The 14,973-nt window shown below is 68.8% G+C and carries 15 protein-coding genes; 12 read left to right on the top strand and 3 right to left on the bottom strand.

All coding sequences use genetic code 11. From position 1 onward, the window contains the following. Nucleotides 1-192: 192 nt before the first annotated feature. From AXA74_RS18880 to AXA74_RS18870, 3 genes are all read left to right on the top strand, one after another. Nucleotides 193-1,734, top strand: a complete 1,542-nt coding sequence (locus tag AXA74_RS18880; RefSeq protein WP_048940291.1) for a GGDEF domain-containing protein — start codon at nt 193-195, stop codon at nt 1,732-1,734. A 78-nt stretch (nt 1,735-1,812) separates the two neighbouring features. Beyond that, nucleotides 1,813-2,880 (top strand): linear amide C-N hydrolase, encoded by a 1,068-nt coding sequence (locus AXA74_RS18875; RefSeq protein WP_048940290.1) that lies wholly within the window; start codon nt 1,813-1,815, stop codon nt 2,878-2,880. 113 nt (nt 2,881-2,993) lie between these two features. Next, entirely contained in the window at nt 2,994-4,466 is a 1,473-nt protein-coding gene (locus AXA74_RS18870; protein ID WP_032955418.1) for an amino acid permease, read from the top strand. On the opposite strand, the gene AXA74_RS18865 is transcribed toward AXA74_RS18870, so the two are convergent. Next, a complete protein-coding gene (locus tag AXA74_RS18865; protein ID WP_048940289.1) occupies nt 4,421-5,410 on the bottom strand; it encodes a LysR family transcriptional regulator in 990 nt (329 codons plus the stop codon). The genes AXA74_RS18870 and AXA74_RS18865 overlap by 46 nt on opposite strands. Nucleotides 5,411-5,566: 156 nt before the next feature. Here AXA74_RS18865 and AXA74_RS18860 point away from each other — a divergent pair, with 156 nt between their 5' ends. Together AXA74_RS18860 and AXA74_RS18855 are read left to right on the top strand one after the other, a co-directional pair. Continuing rightward, the gene (locus tag AXA74_RS18860) at nt 5,567-6,544 is read left to right on the top strand and encodes a tripartite tricarboxylate transporter substrate binding protein (RefSeq protein ID WP_029581339.1); all 978 of its coding nucleotides are present in this window, start codon (nt 5,567-5,569) and stop codon (nt 6,542-6,544) included. Further along, nucleotides 6,541-7,470: an alpha/beta hydrolase family protein gene (locus AXA74_RS18855; RefSeq protein WP_032979444.1), complete on the top strand. Its 930-nt coding sequence runs from the start codon at nt 6,541-6,543 to the stop codon at nt 7,468-7,470. Before AXA74_RS18860 ends, AXA74_RS18855 begins: the two co-directional genes overlap by 4 nt. Before the next feature lie 5 nt (nt 7,471-7,475). Here the strand turns inward: AXA74_RS18855 and AXA74_RS18850 are convergent, their stop codons facing one another. Further along, nucleotides 7,476-7,745, bottom strand: a complete 270-nt coding sequence (locus tag AXA74_RS18850; RefSeq protein WP_029581337.1) for a hypothetical protein — start codon at nt 7,743-7,745, stop codon at nt 7,476-7,478. Between the two features lie 267 nt (nt 7,746-8,012). Between AXA74_RS18850 and AXA74_RS18845 the strand changes: the two genes are divergently transcribed. Further along, on the top strand, nt 8,013-9,002 hold the full coding sequence (locus AXA74_RS18845; protein WP_048940288.1) for a tripartite tricarboxylate transporter substrate binding protein: 990 nt from the start codon (nt 8,013-8,015) through the stop codon (nt 9,000-9,002). A 17-nt stretch (nt 9,003-9,019) separates the two neighbouring features. Then, a complete protein-coding gene (locus AXA74_RS18840) occupies nt 9,020-9,727 on the top strand; it encodes a class II aldolase/adducin family protein (protein WP_032955421.1) in 708 nt (235 codons plus the stop codon). Nucleotides 9,728-9,773: 46 nt separating this feature from the next. Here the strand turns inward: AXA74_RS18840 and AXA74_RS18835 are convergent, their stop codons facing one another. Then, nucleotides 9,774-10,190, bottom strand: coding sequence for a VOC family protein (locus AXA74_RS18835; protein ID WP_032955422.1), 417 nt, complete (start codon nt 10,188-10,190; stop codon nt 9,774-9,776). 76 nt (nt 10,191-10,266) lie between these two features. On the opposite strand from AXA74_RS18835, the gene AXA74_RS18830 reads away from it, so the two are divergent. The 5 genes from AXA74_RS18830 to AXA74_RS18810 form a co-directional block, all read left to right on the top strand. Next, nucleotides 10,267-11,298, top strand: a complete 1,032-nt coding sequence (locus AXA74_RS18830) for an RNA methyltransferase (protein WP_032979445.1) — start codon at nt 10,267-10,269, stop codon at nt 11,296-11,298. A 128-nt stretch (nt 11,299-11,426) separates the two neighbouring features. Then, on the top strand, nt 11,427-12,605 hold the full coding sequence (locus tag AXA74_RS18825) for a CaiB/BaiF CoA transferase family protein (protein ID WP_029581332.1): 1,179 nt from the start codon (nt 11,427-11,429) through the stop codon (nt 12,603-12,605). Nucleotides 12,606-12,639: 34 nt separating this feature from the next. Then, a complete protein-coding gene (locus AXA74_RS18820) occupies nt 12,640-13,389 on the top strand; it encodes a FadR/GntR family transcriptional regulator (protein WP_029581331.1) in 750 nt (249 codons plus the stop codon). Then, nucleotides 13,382-14,197, top strand: a complete 816-nt coding sequence (locus tag AXA74_RS18815; protein ID WP_029581330.1) for an enoyl-CoA hydratase — start codon at nt 13,382-13,384, stop codon at nt 14,195-14,197. The genes AXA74_RS18820 and AXA74_RS18815 overlap by 8 nt, the downstream gene beginning before the upstream one ends. A gap of 139 nt (nt 14,198-14,336) precedes the next feature. Further along, on the top strand, nt 14,337-14,973 hold a 637-nt coding region (locus AXA74_RS18810), incomplete at its 3' end, for a Bug family tripartite tricarboxylate transporter substrate binding protein (RefSeq protein ID WP_060833244.1).

Genomic DNA, 14,973 nt, shown 5'->3' with positions numbered 1-14,973 from the left:
GGGCGGCAATAAACCGATATGCGGCGATAAGAAAGCCCGCCTTGCCGAAATTAATGTAAGCGCCACAGGCATTTGACGCTTTGTTGACCTGCGTTGCCTACACTGGACCTGTGCCCGCCATGGGCACAGGCCCCTTGGAAGGCGCTCGTCATGGATGATGGTTCTTTATCGCTCTGGACCGCTCGGCGGCGCATGACCCTGAAGCAGGCCTTGCTGTTGTTGGGCACGGTCTGCGCCATGCCGGCCTGCCTGGTCGCCGCGGCGGTCGCCTATGAGGACTACGCCCTGCGCGCCAGGCAGGTCTATCAATCCGTCGTCGAGACGGCGCGGGCGATAGGCTCGGGCCTGGAGCACGAGCAGAACGGTGTCCAGGCCGGGCTGCGCATGCTGGCGGCCGCGGATGAGCTGCGCGGCGGCGACCTGCGGGGCCTGGGCGGGCGCATGCTGCAGATCATGCGTTTGCAGGGCGTGGACGGTTTCGTGCTGGCCGACGGGCAGGGCCGCGTCCTCCTGGCCGAAGGCGACACGCAATGCCCCGCGCGCATTCCCGATACCCTGCTGGCCGGCGCGCTGCGCGAGGACGGGCTCGTGGTCTCGGGCGTGCTGGCCAGCGCCGTGCCGCAGCGCGCCTGCATACTCATGGGCCTGCCGGTGCGCTTGGCGGGCCGGGACGGCCATGGCCTTTACGCGCAGATCGGTTCCGGACGCCTGAGCCAGGCTTTGCAGCGCTATCCCCTGGGCGAAGGCTGGGTGACCGCGGTGCTCGATAAGGACGGCCGCATCGTGGCCCGTTCGCGCGATGACCGCCGCTTCGTGGGCGGTTTGGCCGTTCCCGCCCTGGTGCAGGCCACGCGCGAACGTGCCGAAGGCACGCTGGAGACCCTTACCCTGGAGGGGGTGCCGGCCCTGACCGCTTTCACGCATACGTCCGCCGGCACGGTGGCCGTCGGCGCGCCCGCGGCCGTCTTGCGCGCCGGGCTGTACCGGTCCATGTCGCTGGGCCTGCTGGCCGGCCTGGTGGTCCTGGCCGCGGCGCTCGCGGTGGCCTATATCCTGGCGCGCGCCATCACCCGGTCGGTGCGCGGCCTGATCGCGCCGGCCGAAGCCCTGGGGCGCGGCGCGCCGGTCTCGGTGGCCGGGACGGCCTTTCGTGAAACCGAAGAGCTTGGCGCCGCGCTGGTGCGCGCGTCGCGCACCCTGGCGCGCACGCGCGAGCAGGCCTATCACGACCCGCTCACCGGGCTGAGCAACCGCCTGCTGTTCCGCGAGCTGGCGCAGCTGACCCTGCGCGCGGCCGAGCGCGAAAAACGCCCGGTGGCCCTGCTCATGCTCGACCTGGACGGCTTCAAGGGCGTCAATGACCGGCATGGGCATGCGGCGGGCGACCGTGTCCTCACGCAGGCGGGCAAGCGCATGGTCGACACCGTGCGCGGCAGCGATGTGGTCGCGCGGCTGGGCGGCGATGAGTTCGCCATCCTCCTGCCGGGCGCCGACGCGGCCGCGGCGGCGCGGGTCGCGACCTTGCTGATCGCGGTGCTGTCCTATCCCTTTCCCGATGTGAGCCCGCCGGTGAGCGCCTCGGTGGGCATCGCCCGCTATCCGCAGGACGGCACGGCGCTGGAGGTCCTGCTCGAACGCGCCGACCGCGCGCTGTACGAGGCCAAGCAGGCCGGCCGTTCTTGTTATCGCGGCACGGCGCAGAAGCAGGACGAGCCCGGCGTACTGCCGGGCTGATCGCCCGGTTTGCGCCTTGGCCGCGGCTTGGAGTAATGTCGGCCGAGGGCGGGCGTCGCCCCGCCAACGGGAGCCGCATTGCAAAACACCCGATCGCCCCGCGCGTCCTGGACCGCGCGCCTGGCCGCGGCCGCGCTGCTGAGCGCGCCGCTGCTTGCCTATGCCTGCACGCGCGTGGTCTACCTGGGACCGGCCGGCAATATCATCACGGCCCGCTCCATGGACTGGAAGGTCGATGTGGGCACCAACCTGTGGATCTTCCCGCGCGGCATGGCGCGCGATGGCGCGGGCGGCCCCGGCACGCTGCGCTGGACTTCCAAGTACGGCAGCGTCATCGCCAGCGGCTATGACGTCTCCACCACGGACGGCGTGAACGAGGCCGGCCTGGCGGCCAATCTGCTGTGGCTGGTGGAGTCGGAATATCCCAAGCCGGACGGCAACAAACCGCCGCTGTCCCTGGCCGCCTGGGCGCAATATGTGCTCGACAACTATGCCTCCGTGCAGGAGGCGGTGGCGGCCCTGGAGCAAGAGCCCTTCACGATCGTCACCGACAAGGTGCCGGGCGAAAGCCGGCTGGCCACGCTGCACCTGTCGCTGTCCGACAGCACGGGCGACAGCGCCATCATCGAGTACATCGGCGGCAAGCAGGTCATCCATCATTCGCGCGACTACCAGGTCATGACCAACTCGCCCATCTTCGAGCGCCAGCTGGCGCAGGAAGCCTATTGGCGCGAGATCGGCGGCACGGTCATGCTGCCGGGCACCAACCGCTCGGCCGACCGCTATGCGCGCGCCATGTTCTATATCAACGCCATTCCCAAGAGCGAGAATCCGGACATGGCCCTGGCCAGCGTGTTCAGCGTGATACGCAATGCCTCGGTGCCCTTTGGCATCACCACGCCCGACCAGCCCAACATCTCCTCGACCCGATGGCGCACCGTGGTGGACCACAAGCGCAAGCTCTATTTTTTCGAGTCGGCCGTCAGCCCCAATATCTTCTGGGTAGACCTCAAGCAGGTGGATTTCTCGGCCGGGACCGGCAAGGTCAAGAAGCTCGACCTGGGGCCCGACCAGGGCCGCGCGCAGGCGGGCATGGCCAACGCGGCCTTCGAGGACAGCCCGCCTTTCGTCTTTCTCGGGATATAGGTGGGCGGGCTGGGGCGGGCAGGTTTGGGTTATGCTCGCCGGTTTTCCGGCCGCCTGGCGGCCGCCGCCGGAGGATAGTCTTGACTTCAACCCCTTCCCGCCGGGCGCAAGGCATGCCCGCCGCATCGGTCAGCACGCCGTCCGGCCTGAGGCGCACGCTGTCGGCGCGCCATCTTTCCATGATCGCGGTGGGCGGCTCCATCGGCACCGGCCTGTTCGTGGCCTCGGGCAACACCATTGCCCAGGCCGGCCCGGGCGGCGCCCTGCTGGCCTACGGCCTGGTCGGCCTCATGGTCTACTTCATCATGACCAGCCTGGGCGAGCTGGCCGCCAGCATGCCGGTGTCCGGGTCTTTCGCCACCTATGGCGCCCGCTATGTCGAGCCAGGCTTCGGCTTCGCCCTGGGCTGGAACTATTGGTACAACTGGGCCGTCACCGTGGCCGTGGACCTGGTGGCCGCGCAGCTGGTGATGGCCTATTGGTTCCCGGACGTGCCGGGCGTCTATTGGAGCGCGCTCTTCCTGGCCATCACCTTCGGCCTGAACGCGCTGTCGGCGCGCGGCTTCGGCGAGGCCGAGTTCTGGTTCGCGCTGGTCAAGGTGATCGCCGTGCTGGCCTTCATCGCCATGGGTGTGCTGATGCTGCTGGGCATCGTGCGCGGCGGCGAGACCGGCGGCTGGCATAACTGGACCGTGGGCGATGCGCCGTTTGCCGGCGGCTTCGCCGCCCTGATCGGCGTGGCCATGGTGGTGGGCTTTTCCTTCCAGGGCACCGAGCTGATCGGCATCGCGGCCGGCGAGTCCAAGAATCCCGCGCGCGACCTGCCGCGCGCGGTGCGCCAGGTGTTCTGGCGCATCCTGCTCTTCTATGTGCTGGCCATCGGCGTGATCGGCCTGCTGATTCCCTATACCGATCCCCAGTTGCTGCGCAACGAGGTGGGCGATATCGCGGTCAGCCCCTTCGCCCTCATCTTCGACCGCGCCGGCCTGCTGGCCGCCGCTTCCATCATGAACGCCGTGGTGCTGACCTCGGTGCTGTCGGCCGGCAACTCGGGCATGTATGCCGCCACGCGCATGCTCCACGCGCTGGCGTGCGAAGGCAAGGCGCCGGCCGTCTTCGGCCGCGTCTCTGCCCAGGGGGTGCCCATCATGGCGCTGCTGGCCACGACCGCCATCGCGGCGCTGTGCTTCCTGTCCTTTCTGTTCAGCCCCAACGAGGTCTATATCTGGCTGCTGAACACCTCGGGCATGACGGGTTTCATCGCCTGGCTGGGCATCGCCATCAGCCACTACCGCTTCCGGCGCGGCTACCTGGCCCAGGGCGGCAGGCTGGATGCGCTGCCCTATGTTTCGCCCTATTTCCCTTTTGGCCCGCTGTTTGCCTTCACGCTCTGCCTGGTCATCACCCTGGGGCAGAACTACCAGGCCTTCCTGCAGGACCGGATCGACTGGACGGGCGCGGCCGCCACCTATATCGGCATCCCGCTGTTTTTCCTCATCTGGGGCGGCTATCGCCTGGTCCGCGGATCGCGCTTCGTGCGCTATGCCGAGATGGAATTCCCCATCCGCCGGCGCGGCGAAGGCTGAGGCGCCGAGACTTGGCCGGCCAGCACCTGGCGCAGTTGTTCGCGCAGCCAGGCATGCAGCGGCGAGGTGTGCAGGCGGCGTGGCCACACCATGCGCAGCTCGATGTCGCGCAGGGGCGGCGGCAGCTCGAGAATGGCCAGCGCGAAATGGCACGCATGGCGGCGCGCCACGCTGGCCGGCATGGTGGTGGCGTAGTCGCTGTCCACGATGACGTAGGGCGCTGCGCCGAAATCCGACAGAAAGGCGGAAAACTGGATACGTTCGCCCGGCGCCAGCGGCTTCATCGCGCGCTCCAGCTGGGTTTCGTGGCCGTACATCTGCGAGAACGCGAACCAGCGCAGGCCGGCCAGGTCGGCCAGCCTGAGCTGTTTGCGCGCGGCCAGCGGGTGGCGCGCCGATAGCACGCAGACGCGGCGCTCGCGCAGCAGCGATTCATCGTGGAAACGGGCGGGCATCGGCCCGAACAGGCCCACCGCCAGATCGAGCCGCCCGGCATCCAGGTCATCGGCCTGGACCGCGCCATGGATGGCCTGGAAGCGCGGCACCAGGCCAGGCGCCTGCTGGTGCAGTCGCTGCATGAGAGGCCCGGCCAGCAGAAACTCGCTGTGCGCGCCCAGGCCGATATTCACCATGCCCGTGGCGCGGGCGGGATCGAAGGCCGCGGGCGGGCGCAGCGCCGCGTCCAGGCTGAGCAGCGCGCCGTGCACGGCGGCATGCAGCTCCAGCGCTCTTTCGGTCGGCACGAAACGGCCCTTGACCACGATCAGCAGCGGGTCGTCCAGCCGGCGCCGCAGCCGGGCCAGCTCGCGGCTGATGGCCGGTTGCGTCTTGTGCAGCTGGCGCGAGGCCGCCGTGGCGCTGCGCGTGCGCATCAGCGCATCGAAGGTCAGCAGCAGATTCATATCCAGCCGCCGCAGGGCGGGCAGGGCAGGGCTATCGCTCATGGTCCATGCGCATGAAGAAAAGACAGGGCCATAGCATAGCGAAAATGGTATGGCGGACTTGACCAATCGGCATTGGGCGCGCGCGCACGGCGCCGCTACAGTGGGGCCATGAAGTCCGGTCCTTGCATGGCCGGACCGTCCCGAGGAGACTTGAGCATGTATTCCCGCTATGCGCGCGGCCTGTGGGCGGCGCTGCGCCACGGCGCCGCGGCCATGGTCCTGGCTGGCGCGGCGCAGGCCGCCGGCTATCCCGACCGGCCCATCACGCTGGTCGTGCCTTTCCCGGCCGGCGGCACGCCGGACATCCTGGCGCGCATTCTGAGCGAGCCCATGGCGGCCCGCCTGGGCCAGCCGCTCATCATCGAAAACCGCGCCGGCGCCGGCGGCAATATCGGCGCGCAGGCCGTCATGCGCGCGCCGGCCGACGGGCAGACGCTGCTGATGTGCGCCTTCGGCTGCGCGGTCGCGCCCTCGCTCTACCAGCCGCCGCCCTATGACATCCAGAAGGATTTCGCGCCCGTGGCGATGCTGGGCACCGTGCCCAGCGTGCTGGTGGTCAATCCCAACGTGCCCGCCCGGACGGTGGGCGAACTCATCGCCTACGCCAAGGCCCATCCGGGCGCCCTGAACTCGGCGTCGTCCGGCATCGGCGGCTCGGCCCACCTGGCGACCGAGCTGTTCAAGCAGCGCGCCGGCGTGGACATCGCCCACATCCCCTACAAGGGCGCGGGGCAGGTGGCCGCCGACCTGCTGGGCGGCCAGGTCGATATGTATTTCGACAACCTGCCGGCCTCCCTGCCCAGCATCCGGGCCGGCAAGCTGCGCGCCCTGGCCGTGGCCAGCGAGACGCGCTCGGCCTCCATTCCCGAGGTGCCCACGTTCGCCGAGGCCGGCCTGCCCGGTTTCCTGATCACGCCCTGGTTCGGCATCCTGGCGCCGGCCGGCACGCCGCCGGCGGCGATCGAGAAGCTGCGCGCGGCCTTCACCGCCTCGCTGGCCGCGCCCGAGGTGGCGGCCCGCATGCGCGAGCTGGGTGTGCAGGCCGCGCCCGAGGTGCCGCTGGCCGGATTCCTGGCCGAGGAGCGCGCGCGCTGGAAAACCGTCATCGAACGCAACCACATCCGAGCTGAATGACACTGCCCAAGCCACTGCGCCTGCGCGACATGGGGTCCTTCCATGTCGGCGGGCGCGAGATCGAACTCAGCGGCCTGCCCCGGCGTGAAGTCGTGCTGGCCGAAGGCGGCCAGCCCGTGCCGCTCAACCCCAATGGCCACTATCGCGTCGAGCAGATGTACGCGCAGTACTTTCTGTGCGATCCGCCCAACGGCCGCGAACCCTTGGCGTTCTGGCACGGCGGCGGCATGACGGGGGCAGCCTGGGAGACCACGCCCGACGGCCGGCCCGGCTGGCTGCATTACTTCCTGGCCGAGGGCTGGGATGCCTATCTTTGCGATGCGGTCGAGCGCGGCCGCGCCGGCCATGCCTCGCATGTCTGGCCGGAGCCGGCCATTATCCAGACCCAGGAGGACGTCTATACCCGCTTCCGTCTCGGGCCGCCCGGCTCGCGGCCGGGGCAGGGCGCCTACGCCAGGCAGCAGTTCCCCCTGCAGGCCTTCGGCGCGCTGGCCGCGCAGATGGTGCCGCGCTGGGCCCATACGGACGCCGCCATCCTGGACGCCTACCGGGCCTTCCTGCGCCGCGTCGGCCGCGCCACGCTGGTCTGTCATTCCCAGGCCGGGGTGTTCGGCTTGCGCCTGGCGCAGGAAATGCCCGGGCAGGTGCGCGCCGTGGTGGCCCTTGAGCCGGCCAGTATCCCGGCCCTGCCGCCCGGCGCCGACTACCGCACGCCCACGCTCATCCTGATGGGCGACAACATGGACGAGGACGCCCGCTGGCCCCATATGCGGGCGCGCATCGAGGCCTTCGCGGCCCGCCACCCCAGCGTCACGCTATGGCGGCTGCCCGAGATGGGCCACGAAGGCAATTCGCACATGCTGATGATGGACCGCAACAGCCTGGCGCTGGCCGGGCGCGTCCGGGACTGGCTGGCGCGGCTATAGGCGGCTCAGATCTTGCTGCCCTTGGTCACGGCCAGCGCCAGGTGCAGCGTGTCGGTGATGCGCTTCTTGGCCGCGGCCTTGCCCTCGGCCGGCAGCGCCAGGTGCTTGGCCAGATATTGCAGCAGCGAGTCGGCCACGTCCTCCAGCACGCCCAGCGCTTCTTGTGGTTTTTGCTGGCGCATGGCGAACAGCGCGATGTGGGCGGCGTTCAGCGCCAGGTCGCCCAGGGCTTGCGGGTCGGTGGCGGTGGCGGGCGGGGTGGCGGATGCGCTCATGGTCGGCTCCTGTGGCCAGGGATGCGGCGACGGCGGCAAACGCCGGCGCCAAAAGGCGAGACTATAGGGAAATCGCGGCCGCGGGACAAACCGGCGGCCGCGGGCGCAAGTTCCGCGCGCGGCCGGCCAGCGCCAGGCGGGTGTCCAGGCAGGCGCCGTCCCAGGCATACGAATCTTCGTATGGATAATAAGAAAATATGATTTGAACCGGCATGGCTGCCTCCCCATAATGGCGGCACTCTAAAAAGTCCTATGCGGAGACAAACCATGCCCACAGCCAAGCTGCTGCGCGGGGCGAGGCACGCCCTTGCCCTGGCCCTGCTGAGCGTCCTTGCCCCGGCCCAGGCCGCCGACGCCTATCCCAGCCGCCCCATCACCCTCATCGTGCCCTTTGCCGCCGGCGGCGGCGCCGATGTGGTGGCGCGCCTGATGGCCTCCAAGCTGCCCGCCCACCTGGGCGGCCAGACCGTCATCGTGGACAACAAGGCGGGCGCCTCGGGCAATATCGGCGCCGGCCAGGTCGCGCGCGCGCCGGCCGATGGCTATACCTTCCTGCTGACCAACAGCACGCTGACCATCAACGCGGCGCTGAACATGCGCGGCACGCCCGACGTGCGCAAGACGCTGGCGCCGGTGTCCCTGCTGGTGAGCGCGCCCGTGGCCCTGGGCGTGAACCAGGCCGTGCCGGCCAAGACCGTGCCGGAGCTGGTCGACTACATCAAGAAGAACGGCGACCGCCTGAGCTACTCCTCCTGCGGCAACGGCACGCCGCAGCATTTCACCGGCGAGTCCTTCAAGCAGTCGGCCAAGCTGGACATCGTGCACGTGCCCTACAAGGGTTGCGCGCCGGCGGTCAATGACGGCCTGGGCAACCAGGTGCCCATCCTTTTCAGCACCATCCCCAACCTGGCGCCGCATGCCGACGCCGGCAAGCTGCGCCTGCTGGCCGTGGCCTCGTCCAAGCGCGTCTCCTTCATGCCCGGCATTCCGGCCATCGCCGAGACCCCGCCCTTCGGCGACCTGGACATCTCGGTCTGGTTCGGCCTGTTCGCGCCGCAAGGACTGCCCCAGGACGTGAAGGAAACGTTCGAGAAGGCCGTGACCGCCACCATGGCCGATCCGGCGGTGCAGAAGGAATTCCGCGACCGCTATTACGAAATCGAGAAGACCGGCTCGGCGGCGATGGCCGAGCAGATCGGCAAGGACCTGAGCATGTACGACGCGCTGTCCAAGCAGTCCGGCATCACCCTCGAATAACGCCGCAAGGAAAGACGATGAACGCAGAAATCAAGAGCTGCATCGACGACCTGGTCGTTGCCAACCGCGTGCTGGCCCGCTTCGGCGTGCTGGACGGCTTCGGCCACGTCAGCGTGCGCAACCCCCAGGACCCCACGCGCTTCTTCCTGTCGCGCTCGCTGGCTCCCGAGCTGGTCACGGCCGACGACATCATGGAGTTCGGCATGGACTCCGAGGTGGCTGGCGCCGATGACCGCAAGCCCTATCTCGAACGCTACATCCACGGCGAGATCTATCGCGCCCGCCCCGATGTGAACGCCGTCGTGCACAGCCACTCGCCCTCGGTGATCCCGTTTGCCGGCTCCTCGGTGCGGCTGCGGCCCATCTACCACATGGCGGGTTTTCTGGGCGGCGGCGCGCCGGTGTTCGACATCGCCTGCTGCTTCGGCCATACCGACATGCTGGTGCGCAACCGCGACCATGGCCGCGAACTGGCCAAGACCCTGGGCGACGGCCATATCTCGCTCATGCGCGGCCACGGCTTTGTCGCCGTGGGCCCGGGCATTCCCACCGCTGTCTACCGCGCCGTCTACACCGAGATGAACGCCGGCATGCAGCAAAAGGCCATCGGCCTGAACGGGGACATCACCTTCCTGACCGCCGAAGAGGCGCGGCTGGCCGACGAGATGATGGCCGGCGTGATGAACCGGCCCTGGGAACTCTGGAAGAAAAAGGCCTTCGAGTAAGGGCGGGCTGGCGCGCGTGCGCGCTTTGCCGCGGGAGGGCCGGCCATCACGCCGGCCACTGCGGATTCCAGACGATTTCCCAGAGATGCCCGTCAGGATCCTGGAAATAACCGGAATACCCGCCCCAGAACGTGTCGTGCGGCGCTTTGACGATCGTCGCGCCGGCCGCGCCGGCCTGGGCCATGACGCTGTCGACGTCGGTCTTTGACGAGACGTTGTGACCCAGCGTCATTTGCGTCGGGTTGAACGGCGCTGCCGCCAGGCCGGTGTCATGTGCAAGGCTGGCGCGCGGCCAGAGCGCCAGGCGCAGGCCGGGTTGCAGATCCAGGAAGACAACGGCGCCGTGCTCGAACTCGGTGCCGATGATGCCCTCGGTGGGCAGGCCCAGGCCATCCCGGTAAAAGCGCAAGGAGACGCCAAGGTCTTCCACGCCGAGGGTGATGACGGTCACGCGGGGTTTCATGCGGATGCCTCCGTTCGAATGCCCAGTGTATCCTGGCCGCCGGCCGTGCCGGGGGGCAGGGTAAAATCCGCTCCCCATGCGCTTTTCCGATTTCGACCAACGCCTCGCCGCTCTCGGCGCCCTGCCTGTCCATCGCGGCCGGCTCGTGCGCGCCTGGCTGCAAGGGCAGGCGCTGGATGTCGGCACGCGGCGCCAGCGCTCGGCGCATTTTCTGCCGCTCGCGCTGCGCGGCGCCGTGCCCGCCTTGACGGCGGAACTGGCTGGCCTGGCCCGCGTGCGCGCCGAGCACGCCGGCCACGACGGTTCGCGCTTGCTCGTCGAACTCGCCGACGGGCAGATGGTGGAAAGCGTGCTGTTGCCGCGCGGCGGGCTGTGCGTGTCCACCCAGGTGGGTTGCGCGGTGGGCTGCCGCTTCTGCATGACTGGCAAGAGCGGTCTGCTGCGCCAGGTCTCGAGCATGGAAATCCTCGCCCAGGTCGTGCTGGCAAGGCGCCTGCGCGCCGTGAAAAAAGTCGTCTTCATGGGCATGGGCGAGCCGGCGCACAATCTGGACAACGTGCTCGAAGCCATCGACCTGCTCGGCACCGAAGGCAATATCGGCCACAAGAGTCTTGTGTTTTCCACCGTGGGCGACTTGCGGGTGTTCGACGCCCTGCCGCGCCAGCGCATCAAGCCCGCGCTGGCGCTGTCGCTGCACACGACCAAGGCCGGGCTGCGCGAGCACCTGCTGCCGCGGGCGCCGAAAATTCCGCCGGAAGCGCTCATCGAACTGGGCGAGCGATATGCCCGCGCCACCGACTACCCGATCCAGTATCAATGGACGCTGCTCAAGGGCGTGAACGATGGCGATGATGAACTCGATGCCATCGCGCGGCTGCTCAAGGGCAAGTACGGGGTGCTCAACCTCATTCCCTTCAACAGTCTCGAAGGGGATGACTACCAGCGCCCCGATGCCGAACGCATCCGCGAGATGGCGCGCCAGCTGCACCGCCGGGGGGTGCTGGCCAAGGTGAGGAATAGCGCCGGGCAGGATGTGGACGGCGGGTGTGGCCAGTTGCGCGCGCGCGCCGTGGTCCCCCTGCGCCGCCAGCCGACGCAAGCCGTTTAGGCGGGACGACCCCTCCCGGACCCGCGCGCCGGGCACGGCCGCGCCTTCGGGTTCTTCCCTATGTTGCTGCCGGGCGCTTGCAAAGTAGGATGTCCAACATCCAACAACTAGATGACGAGACAGCCCCCATGATGTTTTCTCCGCTCAAGCGCTTTGTGGTCCTGGATCTGTCGCGCGTGCGCTCGGGACCGGCGGCGGTACGGCAATTCGCCGACTGGGGCGCCGATGTGATCAAGATCGAGGAGCCCAGCGAGGTCAAGGACGACAAGCCGGGCGGGGCGGCCAAGTTCAGCGATTACCAGAATACGCATCGCAACAAGCGCAGCCTGACGCTCAATCTCAAGCATCCCGAGGGCCGGGCGGTCTTCCTGGAGCTGGTCAAGCGCGCCGATGTGCTGGTGGAGAATTACCGGCCTTCGGTCAAGGCCAAGCTGGGCATCGACTATGCCTCGCTGTCGCGCATCAATCCGGGCTTGGTCTACGCCAGCATTTCCGGCTTTGGCCAGGACGGCCCTTATGCGGACCGCCCGGGACTGGACCAGATCGCCCAGGGGCTGGGCGGCTTGATGTCGGTGACCGGCGAGGCCGGGCGCGGGCCGATGCGGGCCGGGATCCCCATCGCCGATCTGAGCGCCGGCCTGTTCGCGGCGATCGGCATCCTGATCGCGCTGCTGGACCGCGAGCAGACCGGCAAGGGACGCTGGGTACAGACCTCGCTGCTGCAGTCGCAGATCTGGATGATGGATTTCCAGGCCACGCGCTGGCTGATCGACGGCGAAGTGCCCGGGCAATCGGGCAATGACCATCCGACCAGTTCGCCCACCGGCGTCTATCCCACCGCCGACGGCTATATCAATATCGCCGCCATGGGTTCGAGCATGTTCGCGCGGCTGTGCGAGGTGCTGGAGATGCCGGCCCTGGCGGAGGATCCGCGTTTCGCCTCGGCGGGGCTGCGGGTGGAGAATCGCGCGGCGCTCAATGCGGAGATCGTGGCGCGCACGCGCCGGCACGGCAGCGCGGAGTGGATAGAACGCCTGAACGCGGCTGGCGTGCCTTGCGGCCCCATCCTGGGCATGGACGGCACGTTCGAGAACGAACAGGTGCGGCATCTGAAAGTGACGCGCCGGGTCGCCCATCCGCAGCGCGGCGAGATCGATATCCTGGCCCAGCCCGTCATCTTCGGCGACACCGAGCCCGGGCCGGTGACGCCGGCGCCCGAAACCGGGGCGCATACCGACGACATCCTGCTGTGGCTGGGCCTGGACGAGGCGGCGCGCGGGCGTTTGCGCGCCGTCGGGGCAGTGTGACACCATCGGGGCTTTCGCTTCCTTCAGGATTCCCATGGCAACGTCCGCGTCCGATGCGCTGTTCGGCAGTCTCAACCGGCCCGAGAACCTGGCCGACGAGATCGCGCAGCAGATCCGCCAGAAGATACTCAGCCAGGCTTTCGAGCCGGGGCAGCGCCTGCCCACCGAGTTCGAGCTGGCCCAGCGTTTCGGCGTCAGCCGCAATGTGGTGCGCGAGGCCATCGCGCGCCTGAAGCTGTCGGGCTATGTGGAGACGCGCCGCGGGGTGGGCAGCTTCGTGGCCGCGGGCGGGCAGGCCAATTTTGAGATCCTGCCCGAGGACCTGCTGCGCGCCGAGGCGCTGGAGCAGATCTACCAGCTGCGCGTCGAGATCGAGGCCGGCGCCGCGGCCCTGGCGGCCCAGCACCGCAGCGAGGCGCAGCTCGAGGCGCTGCGCGCCGCGCTGGCCCAGGTGGACGCGGCCCGCGAAGACTGGCGCCAAGGGGCCGACCGGGCGCTGGATTTCCATATGGCGGTCTGCCAGGCCAGCAACAACCCGTATTTTGTGCGGCTGCTGTCGCTGTTCGGCCGGGCCATCGGCGACGCGGTGCGCACGCTGCGCTATGGCAGCACGGGCACCGAACGCATCGCCCAGGTCGAACAGGAGCACCACCGGATTTTCGACGCTATCGCCGCGCGCGATAGCGAAGGCGCCCGCGCGGCGATGCGCGAGCATTTGAGCAACGGCATGCTGCGCCGCCAGGCGCAGCTGCGCACACGCAGCGACGGACACCAGCATGGATAGCCAGCGCATTTTGCAGGATCGCATCACCGAGAATCTCATCGTGGAAAAACGTGGCGCGGCCGGGTGGATCACCTTCAATGATCCGGCGCGGCACAACGCCGTGTCCTTCGCGATGTGGGAGGGGATCCCTATCGCCTTGCAGGCGCTGGCCGAAGATCCGGCCATCCGCGTGGTCGTGCTCACCGGCGCGGGCGAGCGCGCCTTCGTCAGCGGCGCCAATATCTCGCAGTTCGATACCCTGCGCTCGGGCGAGGAGGCGGTGCAGGCTTATGAGCGCGTGGCCGAGGCCGCCCAGCTGGCCCTCTACGACTATGACAAGCCCACCATCGCGCGCATCAAGGGATACTGCATCGGCGGCGGGCTGAACATCGCGCTGTGCTGCGATTTGCGCGTGGCCTCCGAAGACAGCAGTTTCGCCATCCCGGCCGGCAAGCTTGGCCTGGGCTATCGCATGACGGCCATCCGCAACCTGGTCACGGCCGCCGGGCCGGCCCGCGCGCTGGAGATCTTCCTGACGGCGGCGCGCTACACGGCCGCCGAAGCCGTGCACCTGGGCCTGGTGCACAAAGTGGCGCAAGCCGGCGAGCTGGACCTGGCCCTGCAGACGTATATCGACCAGATCGGCGCCAATGCGCCGCTCACGCTCATGGCCGGAAAGAAGATGATCCGCCAGATGCAGCAGCTCGGGCCGCAGGTCGACATGCAGGCCATGACCGAGCTGGTGCTGGCCTGCTTCGAGAGCAATGACTACCGCGAGGGCCGGCGCGCCTTCGCCGAGAAGCGCGCGCCGGTGTTCACCGGCACCTGATTCCCCTGTACCGGATTGTTGTTGGATGCCGGCCCGGCCGGCAGGACCGCGTGCGCCCGCCACGCGGCGGGCGCACGCGCCCATCGCGGGACGCCAGGCCGGGCGTGGCGGCCAAAAAAAAACGATTACGGAGACTTCCATGAAACAAACCCTGGCAGCCCTTCTGCTGGCATCGGCCCTGCCGGCCGCGCAGGCGGCCTATCCCGAACAGCCCATACGCATCGTCATCGGCTATGCCGCCGGCGGCACCACCGACATCCTGGCGCGCGCGCTGGCCGAACAGCTGGGCAAGACGCTCAAGCAGTCCATCATCGTGGAGAACAAACCGGGGGCGGCCGGCAATATCGCCGCGGCGTCGGTGCAGCAGGCCGCGCCCGACGGCTACACGGTCTTCATGGCCACGGTGTCCAGCCACGGCATCAACCCGGCCCTGTACAAGAAGTCGCTCGGCTATGACCCCGTGGGCGGCTTTGCGCCGGTCGGGATGGTGGCTTCGATTCCGCTGGTGCTGGTGGCCAACCCCAAACTGCCCGCCACCGACGTGGCGGGCCTGGTGGCGCTGGCCAAGTCCAAGCCGGGCGAGATGAACTACTCATCGAGCGGCAATGGCTCTCCCGTGCACCTGGCCGGCGCCATGTTCGCGCAGCAAGCGCATCTGGACATCGTGCACGTGCCCTACCGTGGCGGGTCGCTGGCCAATACCGCCGTGATGACGGGCGAGGCGCAGTTCAGCTTCGCCACGCTGCCCGGCGCCATGCCCCAGGTCAAGGCGGGGG

This window comes from Bordetella hinzii LMG 13501 (assembly GCF_001548475.1).
Lineage (GTDB): Bacteria > Pseudomonadota > Gammaproteobacteria > Burkholderiales > Burkholderiaceae_B > Bordetella > Bordetella hinzii.
This window is presented reverse-complemented; position numbering and strand designations above follow the sequence as displayed.

What these genes read in the sequence shown, in the direction of transcription:
- AXA74_RS18820 (WP_029581331.1), top strand. Translation starts at nt 12,640, where the DNA reads ATGGCAACGTCCGCGTCCGATGCGCTGTTCGGCAGTCTCAACCGGCCC.
- AXA74_RS18845 (WP_048940288.1), top strand. Translation starts at nt 8,013, where the DNA reads ATGCCCACAGCCAAGCTGCTGCGCGGGGCGAGGCACGCCCTTGCCCTG.
- AXA74_RS18865 (WP_048940289.1), bottom strand. Translation starts at nt 5,410, where the DNA reads ATGAGCGATAGCCCTGCCCTGCCCGCCCTGCGGCGGCTGGATATGAAT.
- AXA74_RS18860 (WP_029581339.1), top strand. Translation starts at nt 5,567, where the DNA reads ATGTATTCCCGCTATGCGCGCGGCCTGTGGGCGGCGCTGCGCCACGGC.
- AXA74_RS18880 (WP_048940291.1), top strand. Translation starts at nt 193, where the DNA reads ATGACCCTGAAGCAGGCCTTGCTGTTGTTGGGCACGGTCTGCGCCATG.
- AXA74_RS18840 (WP_032955421.1), top strand. Translation starts at nt 9,020, where the DNA reads ATGAACGCAGAAATCAAGAGCTGCATCGACGACCTGGTCGTTGCCAAC.
- AXA74_RS18825 (WP_029581332.1), top strand. Translation starts at nt 11,427, where the DNA reads ATGATGTTTTCTCCGCTCAAGCGCTTTGTGGTCCTGGATCTGTCGCGC.
- AXA74_RS18850 (WP_029581337.1), bottom strand. Translation starts at nt 7,745, where the DNA reads ATGAGCGCATCCGCCACCCCGCCCGCCACCGCCACCGACCCGCAAGCC.
- AXA74_RS18855 (WP_032979444.1), top strand. Translation starts at nt 6,541, where the DNA reads ATGACACTGCCCAAGCCACTGCGCCTGCGCGACATGGGGTCCTTCCAT.
- AXA74_RS18830 (WP_032979445.1), top strand. Translation starts at nt 10,267, where the DNA reads ATGCGCTTTTCCGATTTCGACCAACGCCTCGCCGCTCTCGGCGCCCTG.
- AXA74_RS18835 (WP_032955422.1), bottom strand. Translation starts at nt 10,190, where the DNA reads ATGAAACCCCGCGTGACCGTCATCACCCTCGGCGTGGAAGACCTTGGC.
- AXA74_RS18815 (WP_029581330.1), top strand. Translation starts at nt 13,382, where the DNA reads ATGGATAGCCAGCGCATTTTGCAGGATCGCATCACCGAGAATCTCATC.
- AXA74_RS18870 (WP_032955418.1), top strand. Translation starts at nt 2,994, where the DNA reads ATGCCCGCCGCATCGGTCAGCACGCCGTCCGGCCTGAGGCGCACGCTG.